The following is a 22,375-nucleotide window of genomic DNA, read 5'->3' as shown; positions in this document are numbered from 1 at the left end:
AAAAAATATTAGATATAATTCACGCTGACTCATAAGCCACAAATATAAATAACCTTGCTGCAAAATATGTGCGACAGTTAAACATTCACAACATCATTAAATAATGATTTTTTATTCACTGCATTTATTTTTCCGATCAATATGTGCCTTACACCGCAAAATTTATCCTTCACTCTGCCTTATATTGTCACGACTTCACGACATATCCGCGCTCATCACAAAACCGCCCCGCCGTTACAATTAACTATAATATTTTTTCATGGAGTCCAATAATGGCAGCACTTACTGCAAGCTGTATTGACCTGAATATTCAGGGCAATGGCACTTATTCCGTTCTGAAGCAGTTGGCGACAATGGCGTTACAAAACGGTTTTATCACCGACTCACATCAATTCCTGCAAACCCTGCTGCTGCGCGAAAAAATGCACTCCACCGGTTTTGGTTCTGGTGTCGCCGTGCCGCACGGTAAAAGCGCCTGTGTTAAACAACCGTTCGTATTATTCGCTCGCAAAGCGCAGGCCATTGACTGGAAAGCCAGCGATGGCGAAGACGTCAATTGCTGGATCTGCCTCGGCGTGCCGCAAAGTGGCGAAGAGGATCAGGTCAAAATCATCGGCACACTGTGTCGCAAAATTATCCACCAGGATTTTATCAACCAACTGCGACAAGGCGACGCCGTCCAGGTGCTTGCTTTGTTAAATCAAACCCTCAGCTCATAAGGAAGTGGCGATGGAGTCATCCTTACGTATTGTCGCGATCACCAACTGCCCCGCCGGGATCGCTCACACCTACATGGTGGCGGAAGCCCTGGAACAGAAAGCCCGTTCTCTCGGTCATACCATTAAAGTTGAAACTCAAGGATCAAGCGGCGTCGAAAACCGCTTATCCAGCGAAGAGATTGCCGCTGCCGATTACGTGATTCTCGCTACCGGGCGTGGCCTGAGCGGTGATGATCGCGCGCGATTTGCCGGGAAAAAGGTTTATGAGATTGCCATCTCCCAGGCGCTGAAAAATATCGACCAGATTTTCAGTGAATTACCGACAAACTCACAACTTTTTGCCGCAGATAGCGGCGTGAAGCTCGGCAAACAGGAAGTGCAAAGTGGCAGCGTAATGAGCCATCTGATGGCGGGCGTCTCTGCGGCGCTGCCGTTTGTCATCGGTGGCGGTATCCTAGTGGCGCTTGCCAACATGCTGGTGCAGTTCGGTTTGCCGTATACCGATATGTCGAAAGGTGCGCCGTCGTTTACCTGGGTGGTTGAATCCATCGGTTATCTCGGTTTCACCTTTATGATCCCCATCATGGGCGCTTATATTGCCTCGTCGATAGCCGATAAACCCGCTTTCGCTCCGGCGTTTCTGGTTTGTTATCTGGCGAACGACAAAGCCCTGCTCGGCACCCAGTCTGGCGCGGGCTTCCTCGGTGCGGTGGTGCTTGGGCTGGCGATTGGCTATTTCGTCTTCTGGTTCCGTAAAGTGCGCCTTGGCAAAGCATTACAACCGCTGCTCGGTTCCATGCTGATCCCGTTCGTTACTCTGCTGGTTTTTGGCGTACTGACTTACTACGTTATCGGACCGGTGATGTCCGACCTCATGGGCGGGTTGCTGCACTTCCTGAACACCATTCCTCCGTCAATGAAGTTTGCGGCGGCGTTTCTGGTTGGTGCGATGCTGGCATTCGATATGGGCGGCCCCATCAACAAAACCGCCTGGTTCTTCTGCTTCTCTCTGCTGGAAAAACACATTTACGACTGGTACGCCATCGTCGGCGTTGTCGCGCTAATGCCGCCTGTCGCGGCGGGTCTTGCGACGTTCATTGCGCCCAAACTGTTTACTCAACAGGAAAAAGAAGCCGCCAGTAGCGCCATAGTGGTCGGTGCCACAGTCGCAACCGAACCGGCTATTCCTTACGCTCTGGCAGCCCCGTTGCCGATGATTACCGCCAATACGCTGGCGGGCGGTATTACCGGCGTGCTGGTGATCGCTTTCGGAATCAAACGTCTGGCACCGGGTTTGGGTATCTTTGACCCGCTGATCGGCCTGATGTCGCCGGTAGGTTCGTTTTATCTGGTGCTGGCGATCGGCCTCGCGCTGAACATTTCATTCATTATCGTCCTGAAAGGATTATGGTTACGCCGCAAAGCCAAAGCTGCGCAACAGGAGCTTGTCCATGAACATTGAGTTACTGCAACAGTTGTGCGAAGCCAGCGCCGTCAGCGGCGATGAACAGGAAGTTCGCGACATTCTGATGAGCACGCTGGAACCCTGCGTGAATGAGATCACCTTCGATGGTCTGGGCAGCTTTGTTGCCCGTAAGGGGAATAAAGGGCCGAAAGTTGCCGTTGTCGGGCATATGGATGAAGTCGGCTTTATGGTCACCCACATCGACGAGAGCGGTTTTCTGCGTTTTACCACCATTGGCGGCTGGTGGAATCAGTCGATGCTCAACCACCGGGTAACCATACGCACACACAAGGGAGTGAAAATCCCTGGTGTAATTGGCTCCGTCGCCCCACATGCGTTAACCGAAAAGCAAAAGCAACAACCGCTGTCATTTGATGAGATGTTCATTGATATTGGCGAAAACAGTCGCGAAGAAGCGGAAAAACGCGGCGTGGAAATTGGCAATTTTATTAGCCCGGAAGCCAATTTTGCCTGCTGGGGCGAAGATAAAATGGTCGGCAAGGCGTTGGATAACCGCATCGGCTGCGCAATGATGGCTGAGCTATTGCAGACGGTGAATAACCCCGAAATTACGCTGTATGGCGTTGGCAGTGTGGAAGAAGAAGTTGGGCTACGCGGGGCGCAAACCTCGGCTGAACACATTAAACCGGATGTGGTGATCGTGCTGGATACCGCTGTCGCGGGCGATGTTCCAGGCATTGATAACATTAAATATCCGCTGAAACTGGGCAACGGGCCGGGGCTGATGCTGTTTGACAAGCGCTACTTCCCCAACCAGAAACTGGTAGCAGCGTTAAAAAGCTGTGCCACGCAGAATGATTTACCGCTGCAATTTTCCACTATGAAAACCGGTGCGACGGATGGCGGGCGCTACAACGTGATGGGCGGCGGGCGTCCGGTTGTCGCGCTGTGCCTGCCAACGCGTTATCTGCACGCTAACAGCGGCATGATTTCAAAAGCCGATTACGATGCTCTGCTCACGTTGATACGGGATTTTCTGACCACCTTAACCGCGGAGAAAGTCAACGCGTTTAGCCAGTTCCGTCAGGTGGATTAATGCTAAACGAACGCCAGTTAAAGATTGTCGATCTGCTGGAGCAACAGCCACGCACGCCTGGCGAGCTGGCGCAACAGACTGGCGTTTCTGGCAGGACCATCCTGCGTGATATTGACTATCTCAACTTTACCCTTAACGGCAAAGCCCGCATTTCCGCCAGTGGCAACGCGGGCTATCAGCTGGAAATCTTCGAGCGCCGCAGCTTTTTTCAGTTGCTGCAAAAGCACGATAACGACGATCGGCTGCTGGCGCTGTTATTACTGAATACCTTTACGCCCCGTGCGCAACTCGCCTCGGCGCTTAATTTGCCAGAAACGTGGGTAGCAGAGCGCCTGCCCCGCCTGAAACAGCGCTATGAACGCGGTTTTTGTCTCGCTAGTCGCCCTGGTTTGGGCCATTTCATTGATGAGACAGAAGAGAAACGCATTATTTTGCTGGCGAATCTTTTACGCAAAGATCCGTTTTTAATTCCGCTGTCGGGAGTAACACGAGACAATTTTCAACAATTAACCACCGCCTGCGAAAAGCAACGTCGCTGGCCGCTGATGCAAGGCGACTATCTCTCAAGCCTGATTCTGGCTATTTACGCGTTGCGTAATCAGCTTACTGACATATGGCCTGAATATCCCGGTAGCGAGATAAAACAGATCGTTGAATATAGCGGCCTGTTTCTTGGTGATAACGCTGTAAGAACGCTGACGGGGTTGATAGAAAAACAGTATCAGCAAGCACAGGTAATTTCTGCCGATCATGTGCTGGCATTGCTGCAAAGGGTGCCGGGCATTGCGTCATTGAATATTATTGATACGCAGCTGGTTGATAATATTACCGGGCATTTATTACGTTGCCTTGCCGCGCCGGTGTGGATTGGTGAGCACCGCCAAAGCAGCATGAATAACCTGAAAGCCGCCTGGCCTGCGGCCTTTGATATGAGTCTGCACTTTATTACGCTACTGCGTGAACAGCTCGATATTCCCCTTTTCGACAGCGATCTGATCGGTTTGTATTTTGCCTGTGCGCTGGAACGGCATCAAAACGAACGCCAGCCGATCATTTTGCTCTCTGATCAAAACGCGATTGCCACTATTAATCAGCTCGCCATTGAGCGCGACGTCCTGAATTGTCGGGTGATTATTGCCCGCTCCTTAAGCGAACTGGTTGCCATTCGCGAAGAGATTGAGCCGTTATTGATCATTAATAACAGCCATTATTTACTGGATGACGCGGTCAATAATTGCATCACTGTAAAAAATATCATTACGGCTGCCGGTATCGAACAAATAAAACATTTTCTGGCGACGGCATTTATTCGCCAGCAACCGGAGCGTTTTTTTTCTGCCCCCGGAAGTTTTCATTATTCGAATGTACGTGGTGAAAGCTGGCAACATATTACCTGGCAAATATGTGCGCAATTAGTGACGCAACACCACATTACCGCCGATGAAGCACAACGGATCATCGCCCGCGAAAGCGAAGGCGAAAACCTGATTGTTAATCGTCTCGCCATCCCACATTGCTGGAGCGAACAGGAACGACGTTTTCGTGGATTTTTTATTACCCTCGCCCAACCGGTTGAGGTGAATAACGAAGTCATTAACCATGTGCTGATCGCCTGTGCCGCCGCCGATGCGCGTCATGAGCTAAAAATATTTAGCTATCTTGCCAGCGTATTGTGCCAGCATCCGGCAGAGGTTATTGCCGGGTTAACAGGATATGAGGCATTTATGGCGTTACTTCGCCAGGGGTGAGAGACAAAATTGTTGGACCCACCGTTGGTACAGTTTGTTGTCCGACCTGGGATTTCACCGTTCAGCTACACCAGAGTCGGACAAACATTAGTACCGCTTACATTCCATATCTCTCAGCAATAGCAGCATGCTTCTCTTCATTCGCCCCGGCTTCTTTGGCGAGACGCCACCAGCACAATGGATGTTCCCAGTCAGCGGTCAATTCGTGCAAGATCTTGTCGATATCACCTTTAGAAACTGAACGCGGCGCACTGATAACAAAGTAGAATGCGGGAAGTGGCTGCGCATCTTCACCCTGATGACTGTCCGTTAACGTATAGTCGTCATTACTGTTGCTCCAGTAGTACCAGTTTCGTTCACGAAGCGCCTCACGGAAAGTATTAAACTCTTCTTCACCAGGCATGACTCCTTCACAGAACCAGGACTCGCCGTACTCGGTGGGGATAATGGTTTTCAGGCAACCATAAAGTGGCGTGAAATTCTTCTGCTCTTCTTCGTCTTCGGGGCGGGTGTTTAACATTTCTGCATCGAATACCACAACCTCATCAACATGTTGCGGATAATCGGTGCGGTAAGTCGGCTCAATGATCCTTGCTGTTACCGGCCCAATACGTTGAGCATAGTAATAGCGGTATTCATAATTTTCCCGGAAGCGAATGTTTAGCAGCCCCCATTTTTCGTCAATAAAACCTTCGCCTTCTGTGAGCTCGATTTCCAGTTCAGCGGCAATAGCACGAACCAGATCCCATTGTTGCAGGATGCTGGCGGTCGCCATGATATCCCACTGGAGATTGTGAATATCGTCTTCACGACTAATCATAAGCTGCTGCAATTGCTGTAAATAATCCAGCTTCCGCTCCCAGGCTTCCTGTTTTTGTGCCGCCCAGCCGCACATGTGATAAACGCCAACCCACTCGCGCCCTTTTTCGTTTTGCAGCAACTGTTGCCCAATTGCCTCCAGTGCAACCCAGTCTTCCTGCTGGTTAATCACCCGCGCACGGAACCACAGCGCCATATGTAGCAGACCCGCCTGTTCATACAGCTTCGCCAGGTGCTCGATCGCCTGCTGATCGCCACTGTTAAGCAAGAGATCCAGTAGATCAAAGCACAGGCCGTTATCTTCCTGAAGATGGCTTTCAACATGGCGTTGCAGAAGTTCAATCGACTCATTAATCGCATTACAGGCATTTAACGCATTGACCAATTTGCCCAGTAACTCCGTATCGTCTGGTGTGTTCAGATAGGCGCGGCGGAATATTTCGACATCTTTTTCTGGATCTGGCTGCGTTTCTTCGTCGCTATTTTCAGGTACTTCTACAACCGGACGAGCAAGCAACTCCGCTTCTTTGGCGGCAATTTTTTCGCTGAGTTCGAGAAATTCGCGATCAACACCCAGTAACGCACGTAATTTCGGGATATGCCGCTGGACCAGTTTCATCGCCATTTTGGCCACCCAGACGGATTCACGCTCCAGCGCCAGGGTAATTTGCAGTTTCGCCAGATCAACCACTTTGCGGTGCGCTCCGGCCTGCGAGCGGTGCTCCAGCATTTTTTGGATGATGCGCGCCAGCTGCCAGTTGTTTCTTTGTGGATGGCGAGGCAGTAGCGCAGTGATGATCTTGATCCAAATCCCCCACGAAAAAGGCGTAAGATCAGCCCAGCGCGGCAACTCAGCCCATACGTCTTCGTCCTGTCCACACAACGCCATGATATACAGTTTTTTCAACTGATAACTGATACGGTCGCGCCCCCAGTAATCATTTTCTTCTGCCAGTTCATCAATCAATTTGCGTGCTTCATCGTAACGCTGCAGTTCAATCAAAATATCGGCACGGGTATTCAATAATGCTTCAATATCATCGTCACCGGATGCTTTAACCGCGTCGATTTGCCGATCCAGGTACGCCAATGCCTCTTCTGCTCTTTTGGAATCTATCAGTGCACTGGCATATTCAGTGGACAAACACTGAAAACAGCTCCAGGTCGGATCAATCCGCGCGATGGTTTCTTCACATACCGCCATACGTTCATTCGCCCAGCCAGGTGCATCAATATTTTCGTAGCAGGCGGATAAATCCTGGGTAACGCAGATAGATTGTGGGCAATCTTTTGTCTCTTCCCGGTGCGCTTTTTCAAACAGCGCCACTACGTCAGGCAGTACTTTTTCACCTTCTTCGCGGTTAGTCAGGCGATGGCGCATTTCCCAGTGACCAATAAAAATCTCCAGCCACGGATTTTTTGCCACCTGGGTAAGTGCTTTTACTTCAGGTAACAGCGAATCGCACTTTTCCATTTGCAGGTGCATAACGCCTTCCGAATAATCATCGATAAGTTGCGGAATATACTCCTGCCCGGCATCGCGTAACTCCTTAGTATATTTGTGATACCACTCCCATATATCCATTTTATTTTCCTTGATTAATTAAGACAGGAATAACCTGAGTAAAATCTTCCAGTGCCTGATGTAAATCCCACTGCTGTTCTTTATTACCACTGGAGCACAAAATCACTTTCAGCGATTTTAATAACCGTAATGCTGCCGCTGGCTGTTGATGGTGTTGTAATGCCGTCACCAGTTGCATGACACAGGGGTTATTAAGATTGATATACAGACTTGAAGTTTTAGTCTTTTGGATTTGCGAGGTAAATTGCCGCGCCAGCATTAACGCTGCGGTGCTGATGCGTTTATCTGCGTCATCCTGTTCGAGAATTTGTTTTAATTCTGCTTCGCGGTCTGGCGTGACCACGAGCGGTAAAACCGCTGGTTCGAAGCGGGAGATAATTAATTGCTCGCCGTCGCAAAGATGCTCTTCCAGATAAGCAACCTGCTCTTCAGGTAATTCTGCCAGGCTGAACAACTGCTCATTACCCGTTTGCGTACCGACTTCAATAATCCGGCAGTGATATAACAGCGCCCAACGACGTAAAAATGGCACCACCGCATAGCGATCGCCACGGGCAACGGGCCGTTGCAGAATGTGGAACAACATCTCTTCAAAACCGCCGTCGCGGCTTAACAGAATATGAATGCTGTTATTAACGCGTAAATCCTTCGCTAGCAACGCCCCTTTTGACGTTGGCACCTGCAAGCGATCTTTGAGCAAATCAAACAGACGGTCATCACATAATGCCGCACCGAGCAACGCTTCGTTGTGGCGCATTAATACACGCCGCCAGATTTCTGGCTGATTTTGTGCGAGATCGGACAAACCAGAAATCAGCGCCTCTTTTAACGCCTCCTGCACCGCAACCCAGGTTTCGTCCCGCTGGAGATCTTCCCGGCTCGCCGTAGGCGTTAGTTTCGATGACTCAATCACGCCGCCAATAAATCCGGCCCAGGGAGGTAACAACTCACGCGCTTCATCATCCAGTAACATACCGCGCAAAAACAGCGACAGGTTGCGGTTATCGCTGGTGCCGTAGGTTGCGCCATCCTGAATCCATAAAATCCCGACCGCATCGCTCATACCCGCTGGCACCACCGGAATGGTGCAAATCGGTTCAAAGGAGGATTCAAACTGGGCGGCAAAGGCGAGATTTTTACGCTGCACCAGCGCGCGGTGTATGGTTACGCCTTCGGGGGCAACTTCACGCCACGGTGGTTGAAGTTTATTTACCGGCTCGCTGGCATCGCCGACATAGACCGGTTCGTGCAGCAATATGCAGTAGCGGGAAAGAACGCGGTTCAGCAGATTATTACTCGCCAGATGGCTGTACTCTTCTTTGAGCGTCAGAATCACCTGCGTTCCCGGCGCCGAGGACTGATGCGGCGTAACGGTATATTTTTGCCCGTCGGTAGAGTGGTATTTCCAGCTCTGATCCGGCGTTTGCCAGGATGTGGTCAACACCGTGACCTCTTTCGCCAACACAAAGGCCGACAAAAAACCGAGGCCGAACATACCAATTAAACCGGTGTTGTCATCCTGCTGGCGCAACATTCGGGTATAACCCACGCCCACTGTCGCCAGGAAGCCGTGAATTTCGCTTTCTGTCAGACCCGCACCGGTATCGGTAATGGTGATGGTGGACTTCGCCACGTCTGCCACTACACGAATTTGGTTATCCTTTGGCGCATCGGGCTGCTCAATCCTGCGGCGAACGATCGCATCATGGCCGTTCTGCACCAGCTCGCGCACGGCAACTACGGGAGTGGAGTAAAGATGCTTACTGAGCACCTCAATTAAACCGTTTAAATTAACTTCTGTAGAATATGAACTGCCAGGTAACTGTAATGTACTCATTTTTCAATACTCATAATCCATCACCTACTATTGAAAATACATTGCTGTTTTTTACAACCGGTGCAAGGTTTGTTATTTGCATTCACTCATCGGAAACATTTATTTATTGACGCGATGATTAAAACAAAATGTCTTATATAAATAATGGTTAATTCTTAAAGGATTAATGCGACTGGAGTATATCGATATAAACTGGAATTAACGAGATAATTTCTTGTGGTGAAATTATTATTTAAATGCTGAATAATATATTGAGGATTATTTAATAGAAAAATAAAACCGCAATCCAGAATCAGAATTGCGGTATTTCTTTAATTATGAATCAAACGCTGCGGATGGGTATAAACCGTTGCCCGACCCGGCTTACAAAAGCCCACCAGCGTCAAATTACAGCGCTCAGCCACTTCTACGGCAAGCGTGGTCGCGGCAGACACCGCAAACAAAATTTCTACGCCGCACATCGCTGACTTTTGCACCATTTCATAACTGGCACGACTGGAAACCAGCACCGCACCTTGCAGCCAGCTTTCCACTTCTTGTGACCGGTGGCCTAACAGTTTATCCAGCGCCACATGGCGACCCACGTCTTCATGCCCGCCTACCAGTTCGCCAGATGGCAACATCCAGGCAGCGGCGTGAGTACAACCAGTCAGTTGCCCCACTGGCTGGAAATCATTGAGATGGCGTAATGCATCATCCAGTTTGTTGAGATCAAATGTCTGAGTGAACGGCAGCGGCTGAACCGGTTTACCGATGTCATTAAGTTGCTCCACGCCGCACACGCCACAGCCCGTACGCCCCGCCAGCGCCCGACGACGCTCCTTCAACCCCATAAAGCGGCGGCTGGAAAGCTCAATTTGCACTTCCAGACCATTACAGGAAGGAACGACATCCATACCGAAGATATCGCGCGGACTTTCGATAATCCCCTCGGAAAGCGAAAAACCGAGCGCAAAGTATTCAAGGTCTTTGGGCGACGCCATCATCACCACATGCGAAATGCCGTTGTAGACCAGCGCAACGGGAACCTCTTCCGCCACCTCATCTAACCGTGGGTGTTGTAAATCGTCACGCCGCCATAACTCAATTTGACGAACACCTGTGACATTTGTCACATTTTTGATTTCTTTTTGCTGTGTTTTTTTCACTTTCTATTAACCGGATAAGAACACACACACCAACATTATGGTATTCTGTTACAAACCCTTCCTGGATGGAGGGAAATTGAGCCAATTCTGGACCTTTGCGGCCCCTTCCGCAAAGAAAAATAACTCCCACTCCCTGCACACGCAGCAAGCGAATGTAAATGGGACGTGACAATGTCGAAACAAGGAGCAATCCATGCAGGTCAGCAGAAGGCAGTTCTTTAAGATCTGCGCTGGCGGTATGGCAGGCACCACGGCAGCGGCACTGGGTTTTGCACCCAGCGTAGCACTCGCGGAAACCCGGCAGTATAAACTGCTGCGCACCCGCGAAACCCGTAATACCTGCACCTATTGTTCCGTAGGCTGTGGGCTGTTGATGTACAGCCTCGGTGACGGAGCAAAAAACGCCAAAGCATCTATCTTCCATATCGAAGGTGACCCGGATCACCCGGTCAACCGCGGTGCACTTTGTCCGAAAGGCGCTGGCCTGGTGGATTTCATCCACTCCGAAAGCCGTCTGAAGTTTCCGGAATACCGTGCGCCAGGTTCTGATAAATGGCAGCAAATCAGTTGGGAAGAGGCGTTTGATCGCATTGCCAAACTGATGAAAGAAGACCGCGATGCTAACTACATTGCGCAAAACGCCGAAGGCGTGACTGTTAACCGCTGGCTCTCCACCGGGATGTTGTGTGCTTCCGCGTCGAGTAACGAAACCGGCTATTTAACGCAAAAATTCTCCCGCGCGCTGGGTATGCTCGCGGTCGACAACCAGGCGCGTGTCTGACACGGACCAACGGTAGCAAGTCTTGCTCCAACATTTGGTCGCGGTGCGATGACCAACCACTGGGTCGACATCAAGAACGCCAACCTCGTCGTGGTGATGGGCGGTAACGCCGCTGAAGCACACCCGGTCGGGTTCCGCTGGGCGATGGAAGCCAAAATTCACAACGGCGCGAAGCTGATTGTGATCGATCCTCGCTTTACGCGTACGGCGGCGGTGGCTGACTACTATGCCCCTATTCGTTCCGGTACTGACATTGCTTTCCTGTCAGGCGTATTGCTGTACCTGCTGAACAATGAAAAATTCAACCGCGAATACACCGAAGCCTATACCAACGCCAGCCTGATCGTGCGTGAGGATTACGGCTTTGAAGATGGCCTGTTCACCGGCTACGACGCGGAAAAACGCAAGTACGATAAATCCTCCTGGACCTACGAGCTGGACGAAAACGGCTTCGCCAAACGCGATACCACGCTGCAACATCCGCGCTGCGTGTGGAACTTGCTGAAACAGCACGTTTCCCGTTATACGCCAGATGTGGTTGAAAACATCTGTGGTACGCCGAAAGACGCGTTCCTGAAAGTCTGCGAATACATCGCCGAAACCAGTGCTCACGATAAAACTGCCTCGTTCCTTTACGCGCTCGGCTGGACGCAACACTCCGTTGGTGCGCAAAACATTCGAACGATGGCGATGATCCAGCTGCTGCTCGGCAATATGGGGATGGCAGGCGGCGGCGTTAACGCCCTGCGCGGTCACTCCAACATTCAGGGGCTGACGGACCTGGGGCTGCTGTCGCAGAGCCTGCCAGGTTACATGACGCTGCCAAGCGAGAAGCAGACCGATCTGCAAACCTACCTTGCCGCCAACACGCCGAAACCGCTGCTGGAAGGCCAGGTTAACTACTGGGGCAATTACCCGAAATTCTTCGTCTCCATGATGAAGGCCTTCTTTGGTGATAAAGCGACGGCAGAAAACAGCTGGGGCTTTGACTGGTTGCCGAAGTGGGATAAAGGCTACGACGTCCTGCAATACTTCGAGATGATGAAAGAGGGCAAGGTCAATGGCTATATCTGCCAGGGCTTTAACCCTGTTGCCTCATTCCCGAACAAAAACAAAGTGATCGGTTGTCTGTCGAAACTGAAGTTCCTCGTCACTATCGACCCGCTGAACACGGAAACCTCTAACTTCTGGCAGAACCACGGTGAGCTGAACGAAGTGGACTCGTCGAAGATCCAGACCGAAGTGTTCCGTCTGCCATCGACCTGCTTCGCGGAAGAGAACGGTTCTATCGTTAACTCCGGTCGCTGGTTACAGTGGCACTGGAAAGGCGCCGACGCCCCGGGGATTGCGCTGACTGACGGCGAGATCCTCTCCGGTATCTTCCTGCGCTTGCGCAAGATGTACGCCGAACAGGGTGGCGCGAACCCGGACCAGGTGCTGAACATGACCTGGAACTACGCCATCCCGCATGAGCCGAAGTCGGAAGAAGTGGCGATGGAGAGCAACGGTAAGGCGCTGGCCGATATTACCGATCCGGCAACCGGGGCGGTTATCGTCAAGAAAGGCCAACAACTTAGCTCGTTCGCACAACTGCGCGATGACGGTACCACCTCCTGTGGCTGCTGGATTTTCGCCGGTAGCTGGACGCCAGAGGGCAACCAGATGGCACGCCGTGATAACGCCGATCCGTCTGGCCTCGGTAACACGCTGGGCTGGGCATGGGCATGGCCGCTTAACCGCCGCATTCTGTATAACCGCGCCTCCGCAGATCCGCAGGGTAACCCGTGGGATCCGAAGCGTCAGTTGCTGAAATGGGACGGCACTAAGTGGACCGGCTGGGATATTCCGGACTACAGCGCAGCGCCTCCGGGCAGTGGCGTCGGGCCGTTTATCATGCAGCAGGAAGGCATGGGGCGTCTGTTTGCCCTCGATAAGATGGCGGAAGGTCCGTTCCCGGAACACTACGAGCCGTTTGAAACGCCGCTGGGGACTAACCCGCTGCATCCAAACGTTATCTCGAACCCGGCTGCGCGAATCTTTAAAGACGATGCCGAAGCATTGGGTAAAGCCGATAAGTTCCCGTATGTCGGAACCACCTATCGTCTGACCGAGCACTTCCACTACTGGACCAAACACGCGCTGTTGAATGCGATTTTGCAGCCAGAGCAGTTTGTGGAAATCGGGGAGTCGCTGGCGAATAAACTTGGCATTGCCCAGGGCGATACCGTGAAAGTCTCCTCCAACCGTGGCTATATCAAAGCCAAAGCGGTGGTGACCAAACGTATTCGCACGCTGAAAGCGAACGGCAAAGATATCGATACCATCGGTATTCCGATTCACTGGGGCTATGAAGGTGTTGCGAAAAAAGGCTTTATTGCCAATACGTTAACGCCATTCGTTGGTGATGCGAACACGCAGACGCCGGAGTTTAAGTCCTTCCTTGTGAATGTGGAAAAGGTGTAACGGAGACGACATATGGCTTATCAATCTCAAGATATCATTCGTCGTTCCGCGACTAACGGTCTGACCCCCGCGCCTCAGGCGCGGGACTTCCAGGAAGAAGTGGCGAAACTCATCGACGTCACCACCTGTATCGGCTGTAAAGCCTGTCAGGTGGCGTGTTCAGAGTGGAACGACATTCGCGATACCGTCGGCAATAACATTGGGGTGTACGACAACCCCAATGATTTAAGCGCCAAATCGTGGACGGTAATGCGCTTCTCGGAAGTGGAGCAGAACGACAAACTGGAATGGCTGATCCGCAAAGACGGCTGTATGCACTGTTCCGATCCAGGCTGCCTGAAAGCGTGCCCGGCGGAAGGAGCAATTATTCAGTATGCCAACGGTATCGTCGACTTCCAGTCCGAGCAGTGCATCGGCTGCGGTTATTGCATTGCGGGCTGTCCGTTCGACATTCCGCGCCTCAACCCGGAAGACAACCGCGTCTACAAATGTACACTGTGCGTTGACCGCGTGGTGGTTGGGCAAGAACCGGCCTGCGTGAAGACCTGCCCAACGGGCGCGATTCACTTCGGTACGAAAGAGTCGATGAAAACGCTGGCGAGCGAGCGCGTGGCGGAGCTGAAAACTCGCGGTTACGACAATGCGGGTCTGTACGATCCGGCAGGCGTTGGTGGTACACACGTCATGTACGTGCTGCACCATGCTGACAAGCCAAATCTGTATCATGGCTTGCCGGAGAACCCGGAAATCAGCGAAACCGTGAAATTCTGGAAAGGCATCTGGAAACCGCTCGCAGCTGTTGGCTTTGCGGCTACCTTCGCAGCCAGTATCTTCCACTACGTGGGTGTCGGTCCGAACCGTGCGGATGAGGAAGAGAATAATCTGCACGAAGAGAAAGACGAGGAGCGCAAATGAAACGACGTGACACCATCGTGCGCTACACCGCGCCGGAACGTATCAACCACTGGATCACCGCCTTCTGCTTCATCCTGGCGGCGGTGAGCGGGCTGGGCTTTTTGTTCCCGTCCTTCAACTGGTTGATGCAAATCATGGGCACACCGCAGCTGGCGCGAATTCTGCACCCGTTTGTCGGCGTGGTTATGTTTGCCTCGTTCATCATCATGTTTTTCCGTTACTGGCATCACAACCTAATCAATCGGGATGATATCTTTTGGGCGAAGAATATTCGTAAGATCGTCGTCAACGAGGAAGTAGGTGACACCGGGCGTTATAACTTCGGTCAGAAATGCGTTTTCTGGGCGGCGATTATTTTCCTGGTTCTGCTGCTGGTGAGCGGCGTGATTATCTGGCGTCCTTATTTTGCGCCTGCTTTCTCAATCCCGGTGATCCGATTCGCGTTAATGCTGCATTCATTTGCCGCAGTGGCGTTAATTGTGGTTATCATGGTGCATATCTACGCCGCCCTTTGGGTGAAAGGCACGATTACCGCCATGGTGGAAGGATGGGTTACCAGCGCCTGGGCGAAGAAACATCACCCGCGCTGGTACCGTGAGGTCCGCAAGACAACGGAAAAGAAAGCTGAATGAGTATTCGCATAATCCCGCAAGATGAGCTGGGTTCGAGCGAGAAACGTACGGCGGATATGATTCCGCCGTTATTGTTCCCTCGGCTCAAAAATTTATACAACCGCCGCGCTGAACGTCTGCGCGAGCTGGCAGAAAATAATCCGCTGGGTGATTACCTGCGTTTTGCTGCGCTTATCGCCCACGCCCAGGAAGTGGTGCTGTACGACCATCCGCTGGAGATGGATCTGACCGCGCGCATTAAAGAAGCCAGCGCACAAGGCAAGCCACCGCTGGATATTCACGTTTTGCCGCGTGACAAGCACTGGCAAAAGCTGCTGATGGCAATGATTGCTGAGCTGAAACCTGAAATGAGCGGCCCGGCGCTGGCAGTGATTGAGAATCTGGAGAAGGCATCAAGCCAGGAGCTGGAAGATATGGCCAGCGCACTGTTTGCCTCTGATTTCTCGTCCGTCAGCAGCGATAAAGCGCCGTTTATCTGGGCTGCACTGTCACTCTACTGGGCGCAGATGGCCAATCTGATCCCGGGCAAAGCCCGCGCTGAATACGGCGAGCAACGTCAATATTGCCCGGTTTGTGGTTCTATGCCGGTGTCCAGTATGGTGCAAATTGGCACCACTCAGGGTCTGCGTTACCTGCACTGCAACCTGTGTGAAACCGAATGGCACGTAGTGCGCGTAAAATGCAGCAACTGTGAACAGAGCGGCAAACTGCATTACTGGTCGCTGGATGACGAACAGGCCGCGATTAAAGCCGAAAGCTGCGATGACTGTGGCACTTACCTGAAGATTCTTTATCAGGAAAAAGAACCGAAAGTTGAAGCCGTGGCAGATGACCTCGCCTCTCTGGTACTGGATGCGCGAATGGAGCAAGAAGGCTACGCCCGCAGTTCCATTAACCCGTTCCTGTTTCCGGGTGAAGGGGAGTAATCTCTGACGTTTTCCGGGTGGCGCTGGTCGCCCGGATTACAGTTCATAGGGTATGACGATACCTGCTATTCCCGCAAAATCTCTCGTATTTTGCGAGGCGTTTTCCAGATATGATGTAACAGTTGCAGTAATTATAAGTTCAAGTAAAACAGCCTTGTATTAATACCAGAATAAGGGCATCTGTTTTTTATATTCAAGAATGAAAAAATTTTTGTCATTCCTTATGCTCCTGACACTCATCATCAACACCAACTACCTCCTCCCTTTGCCTCCCGCCTTTTGCCTTACGCACCGGGAATTGCTGACGTTCCAGATATTGCTCTACCGCTTCGCGTAAAATTGCAGATCGTGAAACCTTACGCCAGCCCCTAAGCTTGTTCAGCCGTTTAATTGCCTCTTCTGATAAATGAAGAAAAACCGTATTCATCACCATTACCAATACCTTACATATATTACTCATTAATGTATGTGCGAAAATTACGCCGAAAAATCATTTAAAAAAAGCGGATTTTTGCATGCTGTTTTGTTTTTGCGAGACGTTTTCCAGAAATAATAAGAACGTTGCAGTTGTTTCATTTGTTAATCAAAAATGGTTTGGTTATCGCCCAGGATGAGATATGGGTGCTATAAATATATTATATTCAGGATATTTATTTTTTGATTGGGTCTTCATTTGCATAATCTGAATGGTGTACCCGAAAAACGTCAGCATCCTAACAGCACCAGGATTTAAGGTGAAATTTAACATCCATCACAGACCGGTCAATGCTGCCGCCAACCGGTCTTTACTTGCTCGTCGTTATAATTTTGTGGGTAACAGTTCGGGAAACAAGGAATTCCTTCCGGAACACCCCGGTATCATCCGATAGCATTGACGTCAATCATCAGCGCGACGGTGAGTTTTTTTAATCGAATCATAGGATGGTAACGTTAAGCACGATTACGGGTCATAGTAAAACTCCTGAGCAGGCGGCACTATGCCGCTTTCACAGGAGTTCTGAATGCTGGTGCTTTCTGTATGGCATAACCATGCCCCTCGCGGCTAAGTGCCTGCACACTTCTCTCTTTGTATGTCATTTTTGCAATGCATTGGCCGAATTCTGGTAATTCTAATGAGTTTTACTCTTCAGACTCCCATCCCTACGGTATACGAGTTAGATTCATGAATGAAATCGACATTTTTAAAAAACGAATCTTGTAAAACATCCGTGTTGATATTACCTTGCAACCCAACATTAAATTTGTTAGAGAGATGAAGAACTCGAATATCAAAAAGGTCTTTTAACATCATTAATTCTTCAGCTGTTAATGACTCGCAACTAAAATATCCCTGTTGATCAAAAAGGTTTTCAATTTCTCCACCATAGGCGAGGCGTTTTTCAATGAGTGTTTGCAACATCGAGTTGCCAAGGACAATGGATATCGTGCGATCTTTCGCAGATTTACACCCCATCACAACGGCAACATTCGTATCCCCCTCTGGGGTTTCATTTAACGCTGTTGCTAAAATGGTGGTCAAACACGCAAACGGTACTGTATTTCTTTCGTGGTTTAATTTATCTACCAATTCATTCCATTTATCAAAAACCGGCCGATATTTTGTTTGTACAGAATTACCCATGTGGTTAAATAATCCAGCCATACGATTTTTTATCATCTCGATATCCGGCGAGTCAGAAATACTTTTCGCATAATACGGGCCTGATGATGTTGTATACATTAAAGCAGCGCCCACACCTGTCACCATGATAGGTGCAACCACGGTTTTGGCAAAGGCGACGCTGCGATGGCTATGCGCTTCACAGTCTAAAGGAATATATTCCACTGGCTGCGGTAAATCCTGGCATGCCTCCCTCATCATTGCGGTATGTTTTACAAACAACGGTTTTTCATTGCCAAAAAAAACTTTCTGCTTAATTGCACTAAGAAAACGCAAATCAAAAATGATTGTTTTTGGTTTATTATTTTTTGGCACATTTCCTATTATCCCGCTAAGAACCTTCCTTGCTGCATGGAGATTTTTTTGCACAGCACATAACACAATTGACGAAGCCTTCTCTACTTCGTTATTGATTTTAATTTTAAAATCTGCCCGATATACGTTGACGGGCAATGCAAGTATATCTGGCCCTACATCTTTGGCTGAGTATTTATTTGTGATCGACGGCCGTGAATCCACGAGAAAACTTAGCTGCAAATTATGCTCTATATTATCAGCTGTTTTTGTGGTGTGGTTAAACATAGAGATGCCACCTCTCATTCTTTCACACATACCCTCAACTTTTTCACTTCTTTCTTGTGACGACTTTGCTTTAACGTTAATTTGATGATTTTTACCTGTGCATTCCTTAACTACAAGGGGAACGTTATCTAAAGCGCCATATAGGTTAATAACGTCACCAGGCTTTTTATCATGTAAGTAAGTTTGATTAATACTCGAGGCATTCACAAAGAGGTCAATATTATAACTGTTTATAACTTCACCTACATCAAATGTGTAGTGCTTACTCTGGAGGCTGCCATCCTTATTTAATTGTATATCAATCAATATATCCCCTGACTTTGTCACCATATCTTTGCCATAAACCATTTGCATAGCCATTTCGAGGAGGTTTTTATCTAACTGATTGCGGGCGTTGAGTAAGCGACTACCAAATAATTTATATACTGTTCCCGTCATTGCCAGCGCTGCGCTTTCTGTTACTTTGCGTTTCCACAGTGAGGTTTCTCTATTTTTGAACAGGCCATATTCATTATTACTCGACAACCCGAGTTTCAGTTCGTTAACACAATCGCACAGTTGCTCCTCACCTTCCATTTTAAGGCAAAGTGAAAAATGATTTAATAGCGTTTGCTTCGGTGATTCATTACTCGTTAGTTGTTTTTCTAAATTAACAATAGAATAACCTTCTTGTTTAATGAGATTAATATTGGCAACCATTACAGCCTCCTTCCCACGGTTTAAGAGCAAACATGCAACATAATTATTTATAACATCCAGAGCAGTAAATGAATGATACTGACAATGATACCAGTCCATTATCTTTGCATAATGTTTGTTAGCTATAGATTTTAAAAATATTTATGAGAAAAGTATGGTACCAGAGGGGGTTTTGGCTATCAAAAATCGCTCAAACCTGAAGTAAGATGATGAATTAAGCATTATCGGCGATAATTGCCACTCACCTCTACAAATAATATTTAAATGCTCCTGAACAGTGATGTAGCAAGACACGTATGGTGCCTACGAAGAACAAAAATTTATAGCGTTCTTATTCAATATAACCGGAATAGTCAGGGGCTGATGTAAATGACCTGAATGAGTGAGAGAGGCTACACCGCCCCTCTCCATCAGCTACTCTTCTTCGTTCCCGCCCTCTTCATACGGGCCAAATGGCTTCGCGGGCAGAACGATATACGTGCCTTCAAACACCGCCCCCGGCGTCTCGTCGCCAAAGATTTCGACCTGCATCTGCACCCGTGCTTTACGTCCGCGCGCCAGACGGTCGAGATCGCCGCTTAAGGCACCGAGGTCGGCTACCGCGTGTGGTTTACCGCTGATTGGTTTGCTGTAACGGATATGCGCATCAGCGAGAATAATGGTTCCGCCGAGGTGGCGTTCGCGCAGCATTAGCCAGATAAGCCCCCAACCGGTGAGCGTAGCCAGCGAGAATAAACTCCCGGCAAACAACGTATGATGCGGATTCTGATTGCCGGTTTCCGGCATGGTGGTGATAAATTTTTGCCCGGTATATTGCTGAATGCGCACGCCCATTTTTTCGCTTAGCGGGATATGTTCGTACCACGCCTGTTGCAGCTGCGCGCACCAGTCGCCGCGATGCAGAATGTCATCCAGAGTGGCGACAGGTTTTATCATCAAAAAATGGCGAATCGGCGTGGTGGTTGGCGTGGTGATTTCTCCCTGATTAACAAACCCCAGCTTGGCGAAAAACTCCACCGCGTCTTCGCGGGCGCTACAGGTCACGCGCTTAACACCTTCCTGACGCGCCACCGACTCCAGGGTCATCGCCATCAGCGTTCCTAACCCTTTGTCCTGCACGTCGGGATGAACGGCCATAAAGCGAATGGACGCTTCATTGTCGGCATTAATATACAGTCGGCCTACCGCCACCAGATTACCCTGCTCGTCGACGACCATCTGGTGATGCGCCATCGCATCCCACGCGTCGCGTTCCGAACCTTTCGGTTGATGCAGGGGCTTACGCAACATTTCCCAGCGAAACTGATAGTAACGCTCTAATTCTTCTTCTGTTTGTGGAACCCGAAGGTGATACATAGCGATACTCTCTCTTGTTTCCCGTGACAACCCTGGAAGCTGGCTCATACCTGCAACCAGAATGTTACGGGGCCATCATTGACCAGCGATACCTGCATATCCGCAGCGAAGCGTCCTGTTTGCGTGTTCATCTCTTGCTGACGGCAGCGTTCGACGAAATAGTCATATAACGCCTCTGCGCGATCCGGTGATGCGCCTTTGGAGAAACTTGGGCGCATCCCCCGTTCGGTATCTGCGGCGAGGGTAAACTGGGAAACCACCAGCACACTGCCGCCCGCCTGTTGCACGTTGAGATTCATCTTGCCTTCGGCATCGCTGAAGATGCGATAGCCAAGCACGCGCTCGCACAGACGGTTTGCTTTCTGTTCGTCGTCATCCTTTTCGACACCCAATAACACCAAAAGTCCCGCGCCAATTTCGCCCGTCACTTCTCCCTCCACGGTGACGCTGGCACGGGTTACGCGTTGAATTAATGCAATCATGGTTCGTCGTCTTCTTCTTGTTCAGCTGCTTGTTTTAGTTTGCGGTATTCCCCGAGAGTGACAGTAATTTCCGCACCAAGCAAGACGATACACCATGTCCAGTAGACCCAAACAAAGAGAATGGGGATCACCGCCAGCACGCCGTAAATGAGCTGGTATGACGGGAACATGGTGATATAAAGCGCGAAACCTTTTTTTCCTGCTTCGAACAGGAGTGCGGCGACAAACGCACCGACAATCGCGTCGCGGTTAGGTACGCGGATGGTAGGAACAATGCTGTACAGCAACCAGAAGGAGATCCACGACAACAGCAACGGAAAAATACGCAGCACGTTGTCGATGACAGTATTGAGATCGCTCGCCCAGCGCAGGGAGAGCAAATAGGAACTGATCGCCAGACTGGCCCCTGCCAACAGCGGCCCCAGCGTTAAAATCATCCAGTACACGGCAAACGAGTAAATTTTGGGTCGCGCTCGTTTACTGCGCCAGATGGTATTCAACGCGCTATCGATGGAGTACATCAGCAATAATGCTGTGACGATCAGCCCGCACGCCCCGACGGCGGTCATTTTGTTGGAATTGGCGACAAACTGTTCGATATATCGCTGGATAACATCGCCAGTAGCAGGCAGAAAGTTGGCAAAAATAAAGTGACGCAACTGAATGCTGACGTCCGAAAACATGGGAAACGCGGCGAAAAGCGCAAAAACAACGGCAACCAGCGGCACTAATGAGAGCAACGACACATAGGCAAGATTACCTGCCAGGGTTGTCATATTGTCCTCATCAATGCGTTGCCAGAGTAGTTTTAGCCAGGCCCATAGCGGACGGGTACGGTGCCTGGCTTTGTCCTGAATGTTTTTTAGCATAACACCTTCGCGAAATAGTCCGGGATGGTGGTTTTATCTTTCACCAGAATACTGGTAATACCTAGCTGATTTGCTCCTTCTATATTATCGGCGTTGTCATCGAAAAAGACCGTATCGCTGGCTGAAAAACCTTCCGCCTGCAAAACATGCTGGTAAATTCGTGCTTCAGGTTTGCGCATCCCCAGATCTTGCGACAGATAGATATGGTCAGCAGCATCACGAATTTCCGGGTATTCCTCCGGCCAGAAGGTGGTATGTAGGCGGTTAGTATTGGAAAGCACCACCACACGATGACCCTGCTCACGCAGTTTATGCATGATGGCGATCACTTCCGGGCGCAGCGCGACAAACACCGCCTGCCAGCCGTGGGAAAACTGCTCATAGCTTAGCGGTAGAGCCATCTCATGACACAGCGCCTCTGCGAACGCTTCGTCGCTAATTTCCCCACGCTCATGCTGATGAAACGCCTCGCCCATGTGGAAACTCTTCTTAAGCGTAGCCAGGGGAACACGCGTTAAATCGCTCCAGGCTCCCAGCACGCGGTTAAAGTCGATATCGACAATCACATTACCTAAATCAAAGATATAGAGCATTTTTGCCTCCTTTCGCGCCACAAGAAATTAACTGTAGCG

At 50.0% G+C, this 22,375-nt stretch carries 17 protein-coding genes and 1 pseudogene; 8 read left to right on the top strand and 10 right to left on the bottom strand.

Translation table 11 applies throughout. The annotated features are described in order from the left end of the window. Nucleotides 1-272: 272 nt before the first annotated feature. From FQ015_RS15885 to FQ015_RS15870, 4 genes are read left to right on the top strand one after another with little or no spacing between them, the layout of a single operon-like run. On the top strand, nucleotides 273-719 hold the full coding sequence (locus FQ015_RS15885) for a PTS fructose transporter subunit IIA (RefSeq protein ID WP_039021504.1): 447 nt from the start codon (nucleotides 273-275) through the stop codon (nucleotides 717-719). A 10-nt stretch (nucleotides 720-729) separates the two neighbouring features. Beyond that, complete coding sequence (locus FQ015_RS15880; protein WP_021574865.1) at nucleotides 730-2,181, top strand: PTS fructose-like transporter subunit IIBC; 1,452 nt, start codon at nucleotides 730-732, stop codon at nucleotides 2,179-2,181. Continuing rightward, a complete protein-coding gene (locus FQ015_RS15875) occupies nucleotides 2,171-3,241 on the top strand; it encodes an aminopeptidase (RefSeq protein WP_039021505.1) in 1,071 nt (356 codons plus the stop codon). Before FQ015_RS15880 ends, FQ015_RS15875 begins: the two co-directional genes overlap by 11 nt. Continuing rightward, nucleotides 3,241-4,989 (top strand): putative frv operon regulatory protein, encoded by a 1,749-nt coding sequence (locus FQ015_RS15870; RefSeq protein WP_160524253.1) that lies wholly within the window; start codon nucleotides 3,241-3,243, stop codon nucleotides 4,987-4,989. The genes FQ015_RS15875 and FQ015_RS15870 overlap by 1 nt, the downstream gene beginning before the upstream one ends. Nucleotides 4,990-5,086: 97 nt before the next feature. Here the strand turns inward: FQ015_RS15870 and FQ015_RS15865 are convergent, their stop codons facing one another. The 3 genes from FQ015_RS15865 to fdhD form a co-directional block, all read right to left on the bottom strand. Beyond that, nucleotides 5,087-7,393: a tetratricopeptide repeat protein gene (locus FQ015_RS15865; RefSeq protein WP_160524252.1), complete on the bottom strand. Its 2,307-nt coding sequence runs from the start codon at nucleotides 7,391-7,393 to the stop codon at nucleotides 5,087-5,089. Between the two features lies 1 nt (nucleotide 7,394). Then, a complete protein-coding gene (locus FQ015_RS15860; protein WP_000105777.1) occupies nucleotides 7,395-9,230 on the bottom strand; it encodes an ATP-binding protein in 1,836 nt (611 codons plus the stop codon). A gap of 311 nt (nucleotides 9,231-9,541) precedes the next feature. Beyond that, nucleotides 9,542-10,378, bottom strand: a complete 837-nt coding sequence (gene fdhD / locus FQ015_RS15855; protein WP_160524251.1) for a formate dehydrogenase accessory sulfurtransferase FdhD — start codon at nucleotides 10,376-10,378, stop codon at nucleotides 9,542-9,544. A 193-nt stretch (nucleotides 10,379-10,571) separates the two neighbouring features. On the opposite strand from fdhD, the gene fdnG reads away from it, so the two are divergent. From fdnG to fdhE, 4 genes are read left to right on the top strand one after another with little or no spacing between them, the layout of a single operon-like run. Further along, the gene (gene fdnG, locus FQ015_RS15850) at nucleotides 10,572-13,622 is read left to right on the top strand and encodes a formate dehydrogenase-N subunit alpha (protein WP_015953878.1); all 3,051 of its coding nucleotides are present in this window, start codon (nucleotides 10,572-10,574) and stop codon (nucleotides 13,620-13,622) included. Nucleotides 13,623-13,634: 12 nt separating this feature from the next. Then, nucleotides 13,635-14,537 (top strand): formate dehydrogenase O subunit beta, encoded by a 903-nt coding sequence (gene fdoH / locus FQ015_RS15845; RefSeq protein ID WP_000331377.1) that lies wholly within the window; start codon nucleotides 13,635-13,637, stop codon nucleotides 14,535-14,537. Then, on the top strand, nucleotides 14,534-15,169 hold the full coding sequence (fdoI, locus tag FQ015_RS15840) for a formate dehydrogenase cytochrome b556 subunit (RefSeq protein ID WP_000829013.1): 636 nt from the start codon (nucleotides 14,534-14,536) through the stop codon (nucleotides 15,167-15,169). Before fdoH ends, fdoI begins: the two co-directional genes overlap by 4 nt. After that, complete coding sequence (fdhE, locus tag FQ015_RS15835; protein ID WP_000027715.1) at nucleotides 15,166-16,095, top strand: formate dehydrogenase accessory protein FdhE; 930 nt, start codon at nucleotides 15,166-15,168, stop codon at nucleotides 16,093-16,095. The genes fdoI and fdhE overlap by 4 nt, the downstream gene beginning before the upstream one ends. Before the next feature lie 214 nt (nucleotides 16,096-16,309). Here the strand turns inward: fdhE and FQ015_RS15830 are convergent, their stop codons facing one another. From FQ015_RS15830 to yihX, 7 genes and pseudogenes are all read right to left on the bottom strand, one after another. Beyond that, nucleotides 16,310-16,528, bottom strand: a complete 219-nt coding sequence (locus FQ015_RS15830) for a CopG family transcriptional regulator (RefSeq protein ID WP_123059859.1) — start codon at nucleotides 16,526-16,528, stop codon at nucleotides 16,310-16,312. 693 nt (nucleotides 16,529-17,221) lie between these two features. Continuing rightward, nucleotides 17,222-18,136 carry a transposase gene (locus tag FQ015_RS24270; RefSeq protein WP_337191370.1) on the bottom strand — a complete coding sequence of 305 codons (915 nt, stop codon included), beginning with the start codon at nucleotides 18,134-18,136 and terminating at the stop codon, nucleotides 17,222-17,224. Nucleotides 18,137-18,148: 12 nt separating this feature from the next. After that, nucleotides 18,149-19,036, bottom strand: a pseudogene (locus tag FQ015_RS24630) (hypothetical protein); the annotation flags it as partial. Nucleotides 19,037-19,450: 414 nt separating this feature from the next. Next, nucleotides 19,451-20,392, bottom strand: coding sequence for a fatty acid biosynthesis protein FabY (gene fabY / locus FQ015_RS15820; RefSeq protein ID WP_001297068.1), 942 nt, complete (start codon nucleotides 20,390-20,392; stop codon nucleotides 19,451-19,453). 44 nt (nucleotides 20,393-20,436) lie between these two features. Further along, the gene (gene dtd, locus FQ015_RS15815) at nucleotides 20,437-20,874 is read right to left on the bottom strand and encodes a D-aminoacyl-tRNA deacylase (protein WP_000560983.1); all 438 of its coding nucleotides are present in this window, start codon (nucleotides 20,872-20,874) and stop codon (nucleotides 20,437-20,439) included. Next, nucleotides 20,871-21,743, bottom strand: a complete 873-nt coding sequence (locus FQ015_RS15810; RefSeq protein ID WP_032185608.1) for a virulence factor BrkB family protein — start codon at nucleotides 21,741-21,743, stop codon at nucleotides 20,871-20,873. The genes dtd and FQ015_RS15810 overlap by 4 nt, the downstream gene beginning before the upstream one ends. Continuing rightward, complete coding sequence (yihX, locus tag FQ015_RS15805) at nucleotides 21,737-22,336, bottom strand: glucose-1-phosphatase (protein WP_032304198.1); 600 nt, start codon at nucleotides 22,334-22,336, stop codon at nucleotides 21,737-21,739. Before yihX ends, FQ015_RS15810 begins: the two co-directional genes overlap by 7 nt. Between the last annotated feature and the right edge of the window lie 39 nt (nucleotides 22,337-22,375).

It is taken from the genome of Escherichia sp. HH26CH, from assembly GCF_009820205.1.
In the GTDB taxonomy this organism is placed as follows: domain Bacteria; phylum Pseudomonadota; class Gammaproteobacteria; order Enterobacterales; family Enterobacteriaceae; genus Escherichia; species Escherichia coli_F.
Note: the sequence above shows the minus strand (reverse complement) of the source record. Positions and strands in the feature narration are given on the sequence as shown.

What these genes read in the sequence shown, in the direction of transcription:
- yihX (WP_032304198.1), bottom strand. Translation starts at nt 22,336, where the DNA reads ATGCTCTATATCTTTGATTTAGGTAATGTGATTGTCGATATCGACTTT.
- FQ015_RS15880 (WP_021574865.1), top strand. Translation starts at nt 730, where the DNA reads ATGGAGTCATCCTTACGTATTGTCGCGATCACCAACTGCCCCGCCGGG.
- FQ015_RS15865 (WP_160524252.1), bottom strand. Translation starts at nt 7,393, where the DNA reads ATGGATATATGGGAGTGGTATCACAAATATACTAAGGAGTTACGCGAT.
- fdoI (WP_000829013.1), top strand. Translation starts at nt 14,534, where the DNA reads ATGAAACGACGTGACACCATCGTGCGCTACACCGCGCCGGAACGTATC.
- fabY (WP_001297068.1), bottom strand. Translation starts at nt 20,392, where the DNA reads ATGTATCACCTTCGGGTTCCACAAACAGAAGAAGAATTAGAGCGTTAC.
- FQ015_RS15830 (WP_123059859.1), bottom strand. Translation starts at nt 16,528, where the DNA reads ATGGTGATGAATACGGTTTTTCTTCATTTATCAGAAGAGGCAATTAAA.
- FQ015_RS15860 (WP_000105777.1), bottom strand. Translation starts at nt 9,230, where the DNA reads ATGAGTACATTACAGTTACCTGGCAGTTCATATTCTACAGAAGTTAAT.
- FQ015_RS15870 (WP_160524253.1), top strand. Translation starts at nt 3,241, where the DNA reads ATGCTAAACGAACGCCAGTTAAAGATTGTCGATCTGCTGGAGCAACAG.
- fdhE (WP_000027715.1), top strand. Translation starts at nt 15,166, where the DNA reads ATGAGTATTCGCATAATCCCGCAAGATGAGCTGGGTTCGAGCGAGAAA.
- dtd (WP_000560983.1), bottom strand. Translation starts at nt 20,874, where the DNA reads ATGATTGCATTAATTCAACGCGTAACCCGTGCCAGCGTCACCGTGGAG.
- FQ015_RS15885 (WP_039021504.1), top strand. Translation starts at nt 273, where the DNA reads ATGGCAGCACTTACTGCAAGCTGTATTGACCTGAATATTCAGGGCAAT.
- FQ015_RS15810 (WP_032185608.1), bottom strand. Translation starts at nt 21,743, where the DNA reads ATGCTAAAAAACATTCAGGACAAAGCCAGGCACCGTACCCGTCCGCTA.
- fdoH (WP_000331377.1), top strand. Translation starts at nt 13,635, where the DNA reads ATGGCTTATCAATCTCAAGATATCATTCGTCGTTCCGCGACTAACGGT.
- FQ015_RS15875 (WP_039021505.1), top strand. Translation starts at nt 2,171, where the DNA reads ATGAACATTGAGTTACTGCAACAGTTGTGCGAAGCCAGCGCCGTCAGC.